The organism is Alteromonas sp. D210916BOD_24 (assembly GCF_047159385.1).
In the GTDB taxonomy this organism is placed as follows: domain Bacteria; phylum Pseudomonadota; class Gammaproteobacteria; order Enterobacterales; family Alteromonadaceae; genus Alteromonas.
In genome coordinates this window covers 133633-148981 of sequence record NZ_AP038333.1, presented here as the reverse complement: position 1 = coordinate 148981, position 15349 = coordinate 133633, and the positions used below count along the sequence as shown (strand labels likewise).

Sequence of the window (15349 nt, the reverse complement as noted above, 5' to 3'; positions counted from 1 at the left end):
TTGAACTAACAAGGGAGCACACTAATTATGAAAACCATCCTCACACTATTTATCAGCATCGTTCATCTGCTACTACTCACCAGCCATGCTTTTGCATCTGATAGCTTGACTGCTCAATGCTTAGATCCAATGGACAAGACACTGAGCTTTGAGAGCAGTGCCAAGGTAGTTAAGTCGATAGAAACCAAACAGAATAAACTGTCGATATGTGAAAAAGCTCGCAAAATGGCACTTAGCCTCAACCAAGTAGAAACACTAAGAGAGATAGATTCTGCCATCCGACAATTACGTGAGGTAACGAAGGTTGAACTAAGGTACCTCCCCTATAAACTTGAGGAAGAAAAAGCTTCAATGACGTTTAGCGAGTTTACTCAAATAACTTCGTCTGTTGACGCAATGCCCAAAGATGCGCTATCCGAATCCAGTGATACACCAATCCAGCCCATAGACTTTTTATTACCTAGCTTCGAAGCCAATTCTTTAACTTATCAATTTTACACTGGGTTTGAATATACCAATGTGCAAGACATGTTTAATGACAATACATTACGGTTTGGCCTTCAAACCTATTTTAAGCCTGGGGAGTCGCTATTAGACCTAAAGAATGCGGTATCAGATATGCGAGCTGATAAATTCACTCATCATGAGGGCTTTACGTGTAATGGTAGCACTTACTCATGTGGACGATGGTTTAAAAATATACCTCACTTTTTTCTTAACGTAGCATTGACGGGTGCTGGAGAAACTGCGGCGGGCCTTGAGGAGTCGGAATCAGGGACGTCAGAAGAAGAGCCAGCGGACGACCCCAATGAAAATGACGGATTAAGCCCTTCGAATCACAATTTACGAGACTCTGACTTAACCGCTGTTGAATTCGACTTAGCCATTTACTATCCCTTTTACTTAGGTAGCAGAGGTGACCCATTATCAAAACACTATCAGGAAATTAGCTTCGGTCTGATTTCAACATATGGAGCGCGTAAAGTAGATGACATAGATAATTTTCAACAACGCTATTATGGCGGACTACGGTTTGCTTTCAATGAAGAAACGTTCCTCGACCTTATGTATGGAAAATCTGAGCCCTTAAAAGGGCGCCGCTTGCAATTAAGAGGACAGCTGCCGGTTTATACCCTAGGGGAAGGTCGTGTGTTCCTTGGAGCCATTGCTAATATCGAAGTTGCCCGAGGTAAACGCAATGACGAAGGAGAGTTGGTGTCTCAGCCCGATAGTATCCAGGTTTATCTAACCTGGCAGACTACGTTTGATCAGCTATTTCGTAAAGGAGCAAAAGAATGAACGCCTTCAGAACTACGTTTATTATAGGGCTCTTTTCTCCCGTTGTTTTCGCTCAACCACAAAGTATACAGTTTCAAACCCAAGAGCAGGCAGCACCTCATTCTGAGGCCGGGCCAGAGCGCGCACTGATGAGATTTGCTCAATGGGGTCGCAATGAAATATTTGCTGAATATGGCTCTTCGGTGACTTCTGAAAACCACTTCGACGCCGCGTTGGGATTTCGCTATCTGCTTACCAGTACGACGCTAAAAAGCGACGGTAAGTGGGATTGGACGGTGGCTTTGTCCTATCAAGGTGACTTTGATTTTTTTGCCAGTTCCCGTGAGTCGGGACCGGTAGTGACTACCCGGCACAACCCAGCACTAACCTATATTCGTGTTCGCGACCCAAAGCAACACTCATGGTCCAGTTGGTATTTTTCGGTAGAACATGAATCAAACGGGCAAACCTCCAATGACCCTCAAGATTTAGCCGAGCAAGTTGAAATATTAACGCCTGATGAGGGAAGCCTACCACAAAGCGAAATATTCGAAATGGCACAACAAACCATAAGTCGTGCCAACAATTTTATCGGCCTTGGTGGCTACTTTCAGTCTGTTACCACTGATGAAGAAGGGTGTCGCAACGATTTGCGTTGTTTTTCAATTCAAACCAAATTGCGCTTTCAGCTGGGGATAGGCCGAGAAGACGGTATTCCTTACCGGAACGATTTTACCGATCCTATGCCACAACCCATCCCTCAGCTGAAACATTATCAGGGTACGCAAGTTATCATCGCCAAGCCCTTTGACCTTGGGGGAATACGTCAATCTCTGGAACTGGATTATCAAACGGGACAACTCGCCGACAAGCCTTTTTCAAGCCACACTTTCGATTTTCGCTATTTTATCGATGTTCCCGTTGGACACCTTTTTAATAAAGGTAAAGATTTTGCCATTCCCATTGTCGTTCGCTATCACCACGGTTACTTAGAAGAACTGTATATGTTTTCAAAGCGTACCAGTTTCTTTGCCGTGGGATTCCACGCCAGGTATTAAACACTGTTGCGTAGCAGGTGTTACCTATTTGCCCGACTCTGTGTGCATTGGCTTTACTATCTACAAAGCGTTGTGATGTTCATCGAGCGCAAAAAAATGGCGGTATTTGTGTGGTTATATTATGTTGTGATTACCTGGTGGTAAAAACCCCAATACATAAAAAGCTATACTTCCCAGAGCTTGATGAGCGTTGCTGTACACGCTCTAGTATTGGGGCCAGGTATTAAATGGGTTTACCATTATGCGTAACCCCATTATCCGACACGTCCTAAATGAGCACCTCAGCGTTAGTCTGTGTCGACGCCTCCACCATGGGTTGTTCTGTGAGTAAGGATATCTAATTTAATTTCCGGGTGAGTCAATGAATAAACCACTATAGTCGGCTTTTCACTCTCTGCTGTTTCTCCCTGACTTTCACTTGTATCAACATGCATGAAAACCAGATGCAGCTTGTGTATGTGATTGCCTGCCCCTTTATCATCGTGAGTATGATAATGCTTGTGGTGTACGCAATTATTGTTCGATATCTCATTAACGTGGACATTTTCAACCGTCATCACATAGGTGTCCTCAAACGCTTCAATGCGCCAAGTACAATCTTTCTTACAAGTAATTTTCTCGATGCTATTCTCGATAGAAATGCTGATAGACGTCTTATTGCCGTTTGACGTTTTTACAGGGTCTTCTGAAAATGTCATTTTGTACTTATTTGCGCTAGCAGTTCCTCTTTGCTGTGAACATTGGTTACACGGTTCATCATAGTCTTGGCAGAAACCCTCGCGACATTCATACAGCAAAACATAGTCGCCCTTAATGTGACTTAGACGACGGTTTTGTTCTTCAATATCCGTGGGCGGGGGTGTAGCTGCACACCCCCAAGACAGTAAAGTCAGACCAACCACTAAAAAAGCACTCTTTATTTTATTTGTTTGCATATCTGCATCCTTGTCTCTGTTTATTCAAAAAGAATATGGCCAGACTGCAGTACTTGGCTCTGGTTGTTTTCCAGCCCAATCAATTGATATTGATATTGACCTGGCTCGAATTTTTTATATCCAAGATTAATGTGCAACATATCTGCGTTATTGAGTGTGGCAGACGAAGAGGCAAATACGCGTTGGCCACTCTCGTCAAATAATACAAACTGAAAGCGCTCATAATCGAAAGTAGGCACGGCTTTATCGATATACATGGATAACAGTGTCTGCTCTTCAAGCTGCACTACTTTGGCAGCAGCTTTTACTTCTTCATCACCACGCATAGTTGCCAGCTCTAGATTAACAACATTAACCCCGTGTAGGCCTTTCGGAGCCTGTTCGGTAATACCCATGTAAACGGTGAGCACACATAATGTGATGGAAGCTGCGAAGGCCCACATTGGCACGCGCTTCTTGTACCACGCCAGTTCACTGGTAGACGTATCATTCTCAGCAAAAATCTGGTCACGCTCTAATAGTTTCATACCTTGGTGAAGCCGCTGAGCAAGCTCCAATTGTTCGAGCATGTCATGATCGGTGACAAACGACGCTTCAAAGTCCAGTTCTTCACTTGGACTCATGTGACCTAATAAGTATTTTTCAATTTTGCTCTCTTGTTGCAAAAGTTCACTCCAGAATGCACACGGTGTGCTTATCTATTAAATAAGTGCGTTAATCCTCTAATTCATCTCACCGGCTTACTTAACTGGTATCAAAGCGGGTCTGCCACAAAGTTTTAAATCGCTGCTTGGCGCGGTATAACACCCGGTCAAAATGGGTGGTATCTAACTCCAGTGCCTGACAAATTGCGGCTTTTTCCTGCTCTTTGACATACAACCTGAACATCAATTCTCTATCGCGCTTTTGCTCCAGTTCTAAGATAACTTGCTTTACCAGTAAACTCAGGTTGTAGCGCTCAAGTGAAATCTCAGGCATTTCTTGGTTATCTAACGATTCAAGCGCTTCTGGTTCTATGAACCTTGTTTTTTTATTGTCTGCTTTTCTGAAGTGAGCAATGACCAGATTTTTACCTGTTTGAATGATAAATGAGGAAAGTTTTGCGGGATCCCGCAATTTTTTATTGCGCAGTGCCTCCAGTACCACTGACCAGGTATCCTGCACCATATCACTTGCCAGTGCCTCATCATGGTTACACTGGCGAAGCAGGATAAATTTAAGGCCACGTTGATAAGTGTCGATAAGTTCACTTTCCGCGTCCCTATCACCCGTTTCAATACGTGTGACCAGACCTATCGCAATGTCTTCAGGCTTGGCAGTTTTCATTTAGACACCACTCCCGTGTAGCTCAAAGCCCGCCCAAAAAATAGGGGCTTTCCATGGGTATTGCCCATTTTTTCTGCGGTGATCACGCACGGCCTGTTTCGCTTTGCGTAGCGCGTCGTCATAGGAGAGGCCATCTTGCAATATAAACCCATAAAACCTGTTCATCAAAAATGCGGTAGCATCATCTCTGACCTTCCATAGGCTTCCAATCACGTTTCTCGCTCCGGTTTCGTAGAACGCTCGCGATAGTCCCAACATTCCCTCTCCAGCTATGTATGCCCCGTCAGCTGTTTCACAGCCGCTCAAAACCACCAGCTTTGCATTAAGTTTTAGCGTTTTGATTTCAGGCACTATCAGAACATTTGGATTATCTGAAGTTGCGGCTAATACAAGCCCCCCCAGCTCAGGAAGTTCAGTATTGGATATACCATGAGTAGCAAAGTGTATTATGTCGAAATGCTCAAAAGAGATAGTGAGCAGTTTTTGCTTAGTAGCGTCTTGTCCCACGAGCCTTTCCACCTCTAAGCCATATCGTTCACCCAGTAAGCTTGCTTCGTATTCTGCGTAGGGTAGCTCGGGCAAAGCTATATTTAATGCCGCTGCCTCTTCACTGTCATAAATAATGTTTGTAGCCGGATTACTTACGACTAAGGCGTGAGAATACATCGAAGCCTCATGTTTTAAGGATAATTGCGCCAACAGTGATTTAAGAGAAAAATGCCTGGCAACAGAGATAGTGTTAATGAGAGGCTGCTTTGTTTCGGGATCGATTAATATTGACAAAGGAAAGGTTTCGACAGGCCCATCACCTATCACTATCAATTGGCGAATAGAAGGGGTCAGGCCTTCAGAGAAGAGCCAGTTAGATAAAGCAAGAACATTCTCATCATTAGTGAGCATTTGCTCACCGCTCTGAATAGTTTGCTCAAGGCTACCTGTCACATCAGCAATGGCTTCTTCCCTCGGTAAGGGCTTGTAACGCACCTCCTGATTTGAAACATACCAAAGGTGTGATTGCAAAGGATCGGTATCAACAAATACCACGAGCGTTTCTGGGTCGAGTAGACTTTGTAATAACGTGAGGGCATCTTTGTCAAAGTCTGGTGAGGTCAGGCTGTCTGTATTACCGGTTTTTAGACGCTCAGCTTCATACGCATACCGCTTTTCTGAAAGCTGTCTTAGTGAATATAGAACCTGGCTTTTCTCAATCTCGTTTTCTACGCGATGCAGTGCAACAAATTGCTCACCTAATTGGGTGAACAAGGCTTGATCAGCCTGACGCTCCGACTGCTTTTCTTGGCGATCATTTGAAGCAACCAAGGAAACAATCGCTCCTTTCATTGTTTCAGCCAACAACAAACTGTCTTGTGGCGTCATATTTTTATCCAGACCAATGACTCTACTCGTCAGTGATTGGTAGCTAGAGAAAAATCCCCTGCGGAAATCTGGCCGTTGAAGGTGAGTATGGATTTCATTCACTTGCGCTATAGCCTGTTGTAAATAGCTAAGCGACATCTCAGGGTTGACTTGTATAAGATGTGATGTGAAATCTAACTGAGTTTGGAGTAATTGCACGTTCCCTTGGACCGTTGAGAAGAAGTGCTCTGCTTCTAGAAAAGCGTCTTCGGCAGCCTCTAAATTTTGGTTGTGCAGAGACAAAATAGCGAGCTGTTTTTTGTAAAATCCCTTTTGCACAGCGTCATCCGATTGCGCTATTACGTCTTTTACCTGTGCAAGCAGCTCCGCTCCCTCTGATATTTTATTTTGCTGGAGGTAGACATCAATGAGCTTTAATTTCATTGCTGCACTCTCGAGTATTAACCCATCTCTCTGTGCATACTCAATGTATGCAGTAAACTGGCTTTGTGCTTTATCGAATTGCCCCATCTCGGTATAAGCAGAACCTAAAAGCCCCGCGATGTGCATGACTTGGTTTTCTGCTTTTAAGTTTTCAAAGTGTTGTTGAGCGCGTATGAGGTAGTCTTCGGCAAGTTGTGGTTGTGCTGACAATAAAAAAATTCGCGCTTTTTCTTTAAATGCCCAACCTTTTAAAAACGAGTGAGGAAAGCTTTTTACTTTTTGAAGTGCCACAGCTATGTATTCATTAGCATCGTCCAACATACCCAGATTTAGGTAAGTCGTGGCTAATTTAATATGCGCATTAGTTAACGAGAACTCATCGCCTAAACTGACACTGTAACTTAATGCTTTTTTGTACTGCGCCACCGCTCCCACATAATCTCCGCTTTTTAATTGATAATACGCACCGGAAAGCAAAGTATTTAGCGCTTCAAAATGTGCATCATTTGTCAGATAGATTCGGTGGGCCTCAAAAAATGCGGTAATCGCGTTTTGATAATCTTGATCAACCGTTGCTAAACCCGCTTGTACTTCCAAAGCCGAAGCAAAGACTAGAGGCTGCATTTGCGCATCCACATAAGCAAATACCTCCTCTATGATTTTTTTCGCCTCATGGGGTTTGTGTTGCTCATAAAGGTAATAATTTGCCAATTCCACTTTGGCTTTCAATGCCCACAAGGAGTCAGTATCTTGACTCGCTAATAAAGAGAGCAGCATGGATGCTTGTTCTTCGTAACGGCTTTGAAAGTGAAACACTATGCCTAAATTAAACTGTGCTAAGGGGATGAGTTTCACAAGCTTGTCTTTCTTTGCATAGTACAGCGCTTGTGTATACATATTTTGCACATCGAGAAGTGACGGGTCCTCACCACTCTCTTTCGCCCAATACTCGCCTGCCCGTGCTAAATATTCATATACTCTTGCTGTCGGCCCATTATGAATCAGACTTAACGTTAGGGTGGTTCTAGTGGAATGATGGCCAGAATGCGAAGGACTAACAGTTATCGTACAACTTGGATTAACTGACCCTTTAAGCAGTATAAACTCTGATTGTCTGTAATTACTTGGAATGTCTGATTGATGGTCCACCCCCACCGTTTGCGTATAACAAGATGTCGCACTAAGACGAATGTCACCAGAGTGTTGCGTGGCTTCAATTAAGATTGATTGATTAGGAGTACTGGTAAGATTAAAGGAAACAGGCTCATTCAACTTCAGTGTTTTAACGTAACTGGGCTTTTGGGAAGTTAACTGCAGGGCTAAGGGCTCTGCTACTATCTGAGCACACATTGCATATAGTAATGCAATTGATATAAGCCTGATATATACCCTGCGCGACATGCCGTTCCAAACATTTGTACAAAATTAATGAACACAATTTGTACAATAATATAGATCCACGCGCTTTCCCACTGATTATTTTATAACCAGCAACAGGTTACACACATATCAGATAGGCAAATTTGGTGTGGGGTATTAAAGGAGGAACATAAGCACTGCAAATGACGACAAGCCGAATTTGCAGTGCTTAATAATCACGAATAATTAGATACTCACTCGCTTATAAGGACGGTATTCCGCTTTCCAGAAGTTTCTTTCAATACTTTCTTGTAGCGCTTCGTCAGTCATCTCAAGTGCCAAACCTTGTTCCATTGCCACTTTACCCACTTCAAAAGCAATTTCGCGACTTATTTGGGCAATCGCGGCAAGTGGAGGTAATAACGAGCCAGTACCGGTATTGACCAAAGGTGACGCCGCTGCCAGTGCATTACTGGCTGCCATCAGCATCTCGTCACTTATCAGTTTCGCTTTCGATGCCACCACGCCTAGTCCGATACCCGGAAAAATATACGAGTTATTACATTGGGCAATAGGAAAAACTTTCCCCTTGTATTCTACCGGTTTAAACGGACTTCCCGTCGCGATGATAACGTCGCCATCAGTCCACTCAATAACTTGTTCCGGACGGGCTTCCACTTGGCGAGAAGGATTGCTCAACGGGAAAATAATGGGCAATTCACAACCTTGTTTCATTGCGCGGATAACCTGTTCCGTGAAAAGGCCAGGCTGACCAGATACGCCGATAAGTACATCCGGCTGGGCGCAATGCATTACATCAAGTAATGAGGCGTAGTCACCGCTGAATGTCCAATCGGCCAAGTCTTCATTTTTCTGCTGCAATTTCTGTTGGAAGTCTCGCAGGCCTTCCATTCCTTCCGTCACCAAACCAAAGCGATCAATCATAAACACTTGCTTACGCGCCTGTTCGTCACTGAGCCCTTCAAATACCATTTGCTGGATTAACATTTCTGCAATGCCGCATCCCGCCGATCCCGCGCCAACAAATACCACTTTCATCTCACTGAGTTTCTGCGCTTTAGTGCGACATGCTGCAAGAATAGTCCCCAATGTGACTGCAGCGGTACCTTGAATATCATCATTAAAACAACACACTTCATTGCGATAACGATTTAACAACGGCATAGCATTGGGTTGTGCGAAGTCTTCAAACTGAATCATCACATCTGGCCAGCGGCGTTTTACCGCTTGAATAAACATGTCAACAAACTCATCGTACTCTTCTTGGCCAATACGCGGGTGACGTGCTCCCATATACATAGGATCGTTAAGCAGTTTTTCGTTGTTAGTGCCCACATCAAGCATAACCGGTAAGGTGTAGGCGGGGCTTATACCACCACAGGCTGTATACAGCGACAGCTTACCAATTGGAATGCCCATACCGCCAATACCTTGGTCTCCTAAACCTAAGATACGTTCACCGTCAGTCACAACAATGACTTTAACTTTGCGCTTAGTGGCGTTGCGAACTATATCGTCAAGCTGGTGGCGTTCTTCGTAAGAAACAAATAATCCTCGGGAGCTGCGATAAATATCCGAAAACTGCTCACACGCATCACCTACCGTAGGGGTATAGATGATAGGCATCATCTCGTCGATATGCTTTTGGATTAATCGATAAAACAGAGTTTCGTTATTATCTTGTATAGCACGCAAATAAATATGCTTGTTCAGTGCTTCATCAAAGCTACTGTATTGCATATAGGCGCGTTCAACCTGCTCTTCAATGGTTTCATATCGCGGTGGTACGAGACCTGTTAAATTGAACGCAGCACGCTCTCGAGCGGTAAAAGCACTGCCTTTATTCAGTAGGGGGGTTTCCAGCAACGAAGGGCCGGCATGAGGAATATAAAGATATCGCTGTGACTCTTTTGACATTGGTTTTCCGATAGTGTTGTCAGGCAATTACATCACCCAAGCTGTTGCGGCACGTATCGTTACGTGCCGTCTCATTCATTAGAATATTTCTTCTGGCTCAGGCGCGGTAGTCGTATCCTGCGTTGCTGGATCTACCACTTCATCATCGCGAACGTAAGTTGTAGGTTCTGTGCCCTGCAGGAAATATTCGAATAGTGTCGTATGGTCTGTGCGCCGGGTCAACTTTCCACTGGTACGATCAATGCGAACCCGCACGATATTTTCGGGTACTGGCATCGGTGTATGCGGTTTATCTTTAAGCGCATATTGCATAAAACGTATCCATGCAGGGCCCGCGGCTTTTGCGCCATCTTCAGTACCTATTAAAGCATTGCCTATCCAGTTAAACTTTTCGGGATCTTTGTTGATCAAGTTTTGATTACGAGTAGCGCGGCCCAGTTGCCTGCTCATATTATCAAAGCCGACCCATGCAGTGGCTACGATGTCTTTGTGAAATCCACTAAACCAGGTATCACGAGAATCGTTAGTGGTACCTGTTTTCCCGGCGATATCCGTACGCTGAAGTATGTTGCGCGCGCGCCAGCCAGTGCCTAGCCAATAAGTTTTTTTGCTCCAATTGCCGTTTGCACGAACGGCGGTGCGCATCATCTCTGAGACCAAAAACGCATTTTGAGCAGTGATAACCTGAGGTGCAATAATTTTATTTTCTTGTGCTGTTTCATCGAGGGCATCGGCCAATATCACATCTTTATTCAACTCAGCTGCCAATAACGCCTCAATATCGGTCTCTTCGTCTTCAGGCAGCATTTCCTGTTCGCTTTGCATATCACAGCGATTACAGGCCCAAACAGGGTTCGCTCTCCACAGTTCCTGACCACTTTCATCCAATACTTTGTCAATAAAGTAAGGGTTAACTAAATACCCTCCATTGGCTATGACCGACATTCCCCGCACAACTTCTAAAGGTGTGTGAGAGCTCGATCCTAACGACACGGTCTCATCTAACGGGATGTCTTGTGGGTCAAAGCCAAATCGCGTCAAGTAATCTGCTGTCTCTCTTAAACCCACACCGCGTAACAGTCGAACTGAGACCACGTTTTTCGATTTTCCCAGGGCTTTACGCATTCGAATTGGACCATCGTACTCTGCAGGTGAATTCTGTGGTCGCCATGCCACGCCCGTAGCGGCATCCCACTGGTTTATTGGTGCGTCGTTAATGATTGATGCAAGGGTATAACCATTGTCTATGGCAGCAGAGTACACAAAGGGTTTAATGTTTGATCCCACCTGACGTTTAGCTTGTGTAGCCCGATTAAACTGACTTTGATAAAAGCTATAACCGCCGACAATCGCTTCCACTGCGCCGTTTTGCGGATTGAGTGCGACAAATGCGCCGCTGACTTCAGGAATTTGAGAGATACGCCAGGCCCCCTCTTGCTCTCTGATGTAAATGACAGCCCCTTCCTGCGTAATATCAGACGCCAACTGGGGATCGCTACCTTGGCGAAAATCAGTTATGTATTCCCTCGCCCAGTCTAGCCCATCCCACTCTATGGTTCGCACTTCTCCGTCAACAGAAAGCACGTCTATTGATTGTTCGTGTAGAGCCATCACCACAGAGGGTAGTAACGGTTTAATGTGAGGCACTTCTTGTAGTACGGATAACAAGGCGGCATTATCCCAATCTTCTTTCTGGTCACGCTCACTAATATCAAAACTTAGTTTTAGGGTGGGAATGACGTCATCTTTGCTTTGAGGTTCTGGCGTGTTCCACAGATAACCCAGTGGCCCCTTGTAGCCGTGACGCTCATCATAATCGTGTAGATTTCTAACCACTGCTTGCTGTGCGGCCATCTGCAATTGGGCAGTTGCGGTTGCAAAAACTTGATACCCTCCAGTTTCCGCTTCTTCTTTGCCGTATATTTCTACCATTTCATTGTAGATAGTATCGGCCAGATACGGCGCATCGACTTCAATTTCCGCGCCGTGTTTTCTCGCCGTTACCGGTGCAGCTGCCGCTTCATCAAACTGGCTTTTAGTGATGTATTTCTCATCTAACATACGCAGAAGCACTACCCGCCGCCGGGCGAAAGAACTTTCAGGACTGCTAATCGGGTTCAATGCCGAAGGCGCCTTTGGTAAGCCAGCAATAGTCGCTATTTGCGCCAAGTCCAGTTCTGCCAATGGCTTGCCATAGTATACTTGTGCTGCTGCGCCAAAGCCAAAAGCCCGGTGCCCTAACTCAACTTTATTCAAATAGAGCTCCAGAATTTCCTCTTTGGTGAGTTCCTGCTCCATATGCATGGCGATAAAAATTTCTTTAATTTTGCGAATGTAGGTCTTTTCTCGGGTAAGGAAAAAGCCACGCGCAAGCTGCATCGTTAGAGTACTGGCTCCCTGACGCTTTTCTCCGGTTAGGACTAAACTTACGGCTGCACGCATAATGCCGATAGGGTCAATGCCATGATGTTCGTAAAAGCGACTATCCTCTGTAGCAAGGATGGCATCAATCAGTTCTTGAGGAACGTCCTCAAGCTTTACTGGGATCCGCCGTTTAACACCATATTGAGAAATGAGCTTGCCATCTTTGGTGTAAATCTGCATTGGTGTTTGCAGGCGAACATCCTTAAGTACAGTGACACTCGGCAGCTCTGGTTTGATATAAAAGTAGATACCTACCAGAGCAGCACACCCTAGTATGCCTGATAGAAAACTGAATAATAAAAGCGGTTTGATGTACTTCACTGTAACGGATACCAAGACATTTTGTTGAAATGACGTATATTTTATACGTATGTGTTAACTCTAGAACCATACGCATAACACTTAAAGAGTAATATTGTACTTTAGAGCAATTACCTTTGAAACTGGACACTTGCAAATGAAATCGCTGTTTAAAAAAAAGCTCCCGCCCATTGTGGGCTTAGATATAGGCACGCGTCAAATAAAAGCAGTGTGGCTAGAGCAGACTAAAGAAGGTTTTATGCTTCAAGGATACGCATGCGAACCCATCAATAAAATAGCCTTCTCAGAACGAGAGATAAAAGACTACGAGTCTGTCAGTGTTGCCCTAAAAAAAGTTAAAAAAGCGCTCAAATCAAAAATTAAGCACGTTAACGTCGCTGTAGCTGGTACGTCAGTATTGAGTAAAGTGGTTCACATGGACCCTGACCAAAGTGACTATGAGCTTGAAAATCAAATTGAAATAGAAGCAGACAGTCTCATTCCTTATCCGCTGGAAGAAGTTTATTTAGATTTCGAAGAGCTAGGCGCCAGCCCCACTCACACCGGAAAGGTCAATGTGCTTCTCACCGCAGCCCACAAAGACATCGTTGATAGCCGTTTGTTACTTGCACGGGAAGCCAACTTTGAGCCCAAAATTGTGGATGTTGAAAATTATGCCATCGGTAACGCATTGGACTACTTTTACACACCTACAGAAACCCAACAGCCACTGTGCTGTGTAAATGTTGGCGCCTCCCTTTTGCAGATCTGCGTAATGAAAGAAGGCGAAGTCGTTTATACCAAAGAACACGGTTATGGCTTAGATCATCTTGTCACTGACATTAGTGCCATTCATATGATGGAGCGTGAAGTCGCAGAACGCCATTTGCTAGAGGGTACTCTAGCAGCAAATTGGGTTGACGATACGCTACCTATTTTTGCGGCTAACCTTCAACAACATATCAATCGCGCCCTTCAAATGTATATGACAACCATGCACGCAGAGCGCCCTTCACAGCTGTTGCTAAGCGGCGGGGCGGCTACCATTGCTCCCCTTGTGGACATGTTAAATCAAGATTTAGGGATAGATGTGGTGTGTTTTAACCCGTTTGACAACATGGCTATAAACCCTAAATTAGATGTTGACCAGTTAAACAGTATTGCACCTCAGTTGGTGGTTGCTACTGGCCTTGCAAGTAGGAGTTTTATGCCTTGGCACATATAAACTTACTCCCGTGGCGTGAGCAGCAACGCCAGCAGCAAAAACAACGCTATCTTGCCGCCCTTTTAGCCGTGGCCGCATTGGTGGGCTTGCTATTCTGGTTTATCGGTCAAGCTATCGATCAACAGATTAAAAATCAAAATGCACGCAATCAATATTTAACACAAGAAATTGCTGTGCTCGATGCGCAAATTGCCCAGATAAAAAAGGTCAAAGACAGTAAAAATGCGATTGAACAACGCATGGCCTTAATTGAGCAACTTCAGGCAAGTCGCAATGTCGCCCCGATAGTATTTGACGAGTTGGCCAAGTTAGTGCCGCCTGGTGTAGCGTTTGAATCTATGGTGCGAAGTGGCAATCAGATAGCAATTGAAGGCACCAGTGACTCTAACAACCGCCTCTCCGATTTTATGCGGTCATTAGATAATTCCAACGTGTTTGTCGGCGCAGAGATATCGACGATTAAATCAGACAACAGTAGTGCCCGTGCGACGAACAGTTTTGCGCTGACGTTTTCCATTAGCCCTCGTATTGCACCTTTAACGAATACCGGTGAGGGAGTGAAATAGCGATGAAATTTGATGTTGCCAAACTAAAAGAACTCAACGAACTCGATTTCGAACAGATGGCCATTTGGCCAAATGAAGTACGCATTGTAGTCGCCGCTTTTGTGGCCATTTTAGTGGGGGCGATTAGTTACTATTTATTAGTTAACCCCAAACTTCCGGTCATGGACGCTGCGCAGCTTAAAGAACAAGAACTTAAACTACAGTTTGAAGCCAAATACCGCATTGCCGCCAATTTAGAAGCCTACCAAGAACAGCTTGCGCAAATTAAGAAAGACTTTTCTTCCATGTTGAAAAGCCTGCCAACCAGTAATGAAACGCCGGGATTACTCGACGACATTACCTATGTAGGCACCTCTTCAGGACTGACGTTTAAAATACTGAACTGGCAGCAAGAAGTGCCAAAGGAATTCTACACTGAACTCCCCATTGAAATGGAAGTCAGTGGTGGATACCACAATTTTGGTGCATTTGTGTCCGAGATTGCTGATTTACCCCGCATTGTCACCCTTCACGATTTTGATATTTCACGACAAGATGGTGAGCTTGCACTTAGGCTTCAAGCAAAAACCTATCGTTCAGAAAATACCACGTTGATTGAAGGAGAGTCCAAATAATGCGTTATCTCCTTATTGTCACTGCGCTGGCTATGCTGACGGGCTGCTCTCCTCATCTAGAGGACTTACATGCATATACACAAAGCGTAAAAGCACGTACTACCTCGCATGTTGAACCTTATCCCGAGTTTAAAACCCATCCGCCCTTCAGCTATTCAGCCTCTGCACTGAGAAGCCCCTTTGCACAGCCTGTTACCGCAAGTGCGGCGGTCAATAAACCTCGAGTAGAAAATTGCTATCAACCTGATTTTCAACGTCCCAAAGCGCCTTTAGAAGCATATGGACTAGATGCGCTGACACTGACCGGCAACTTTGAAGTAAATAAGATACAGTGGGCCTTGTTACAAAGTAACGATGGCGTATTACACAAAGCGAAAGTCGGTGATCATATCGGGTTGTTTTACGGCACGATTACACAGATACGCAACGATTCAATCATTATTGAGCAGTCGTTACCAGATGGCGCGGGCTGCTGGCAACGGAAAACCACAACAATGACAACTGCATCAAAGGCAGGAGAGTAAAC

12 protein-coding genes are annotated in these 15349 nt (G+C 44.7%); 6 read left to right on the top strand and 6 right to left on the bottom strand.

Annotation, left to right across the window (positions count from 1 at the left end; translation table 11 throughout):
• Positions 1-27: 27 nt before the first annotated feature.
• Together ACMCM8_RS00625 and ACMCM8_RS00620 are read left to right on the top strand one after the other, a co-directional pair.
• Positions 28-1299: a hypothetical protein gene (locus ACMCM8_RS00625; RefSeq protein ID WP_412724441.1), complete on the top strand. Its 1272-nt coding sequence runs from the start codon at positions 28-30 to the stop codon at positions 1297-1299.
• Positions 1296-2336, top strand: a complete 1041-nt coding sequence (locus ACMCM8_RS00620; protein ID WP_412724439.1) for a hypothetical protein — start codon at positions 1296-1298, stop codon at positions 2334-2336. Before ACMCM8_RS00625 ends, ACMCM8_RS00620 begins: the two co-directional genes overlap by 4 nt.
• Positions 2337-2623: 287 nt before the next feature.
• On the opposite strand, the gene ACMCM8_RS00615 is transcribed toward ACMCM8_RS00620, so the two are convergent.
• The 6 genes from ACMCM8_RS00615 to ACMCM8_RS00590 all read right to left on the bottom strand — a co-directional run bounded on the left by ACMCM8_RS00615 (position 2624) and on the right by ACMCM8_RS00590 (position 12439).
• Positions 2624-3271, bottom strand: a complete 648-nt coding sequence (locus ACMCM8_RS00615; RefSeq protein WP_412724437.1) for a hypothetical protein — start codon at positions 3269-3271, stop codon at positions 2624-2626.
• A gap of 20 nt (positions 3272-3291) precedes the next feature.
• The gene (locus tag ACMCM8_RS00610; RefSeq protein WP_412724435.1) at positions 3292-3936 is read right to left on the bottom strand and encodes a hypothetical protein; all 645 of its coding nucleotides are present in this window, start codon (positions 3934-3936) and stop codon (positions 3292-3294) included.
• Positions 3937-4015: 79 nt separating this feature from the next.
• On the bottom strand, positions 4016-4597 hold the full coding sequence (locus ACMCM8_RS00605) for an RNA polymerase sigma factor (RefSeq protein ID WP_412724433.1): 582 nt from the start codon (positions 4595-4597) through the stop codon (positions 4016-4018).
• Entirely contained in the window at positions 4598-7798 is a 3201-nt protein-coding gene (locus ACMCM8_RS00600) for a CHAT domain-containing protein (protein ID WP_412724431.1), read from the bottom strand.
• A gap of 204 nt (positions 7799-8002) precedes the next feature.
• Positions 8003-9694, bottom strand: coding sequence for an NAD-dependent malic enzyme (locus ACMCM8_RS00595; protein ID WP_412724429.1), 1692 nt, complete (start codon positions 9692-9694; stop codon positions 8003-8005).
• 78 nt (positions 9695-9772) lie between these two features.
• Positions 9773-12439 carry a penicillin-binding protein 1A gene (locus ACMCM8_RS00590; protein WP_412724427.1) on the bottom strand — a complete coding sequence of 889 codons (2667 nt, stop codon included), beginning with the start codon at positions 12437-12439 and terminating at the stop codon, positions 9773-9775.
• Between the two features lie 136 nt (positions 12440-12575).
• On the opposite strand from ACMCM8_RS00590, the gene pilM reads away from it, so the two are divergent.
• From pilM to ACMCM8_RS00570, 4 genes are read left to right on the top strand one after another with little or no spacing between them, the layout of a single operon-like run.
• Positions 12576-13643 carry a type IV pilus assembly protein PilM gene (gene pilM / locus ACMCM8_RS00585; RefSeq protein ID WP_412724425.1) on the top strand — a complete coding sequence of 356 codons (1068 nt, stop codon included), beginning with the start codon at positions 12576-12578 and terminating at the stop codon, positions 13641-13643.
• Positions 13631-14209 (top strand): PilN domain-containing protein, encoded by a 579-nt coding sequence (locus ACMCM8_RS00580; RefSeq protein ID WP_412724423.1) that lies wholly within the window; start codon positions 13631-13633, stop codon positions 14207-14209. Before pilM ends, ACMCM8_RS00580 begins: the two co-directional genes overlap by 13 nt.
• Before the next feature lie 2 nt (positions 14210-14211).
• Entirely contained in the window at positions 14212-14823 is a 612-nt protein-coding gene (locus ACMCM8_RS00575; RefSeq protein ID WP_412724421.1) for a type 4a pilus biogenesis protein PilO, read from the top strand.
• Positions 14823-15347 carry a pilus assembly protein PilP gene (locus ACMCM8_RS00570; RefSeq protein WP_412724420.1) on the top strand — a complete coding sequence of 175 codons (525 nt, stop codon included), beginning with the start codon at positions 14823-14825 and terminating at the stop codon, positions 15345-15347. The genes ACMCM8_RS00575 and ACMCM8_RS00570 overlap by 1 nt, the downstream gene beginning before the upstream one ends.
• The last annotated feature ends 2 nt before the right edge of the window (positions 15348-15349 follow it).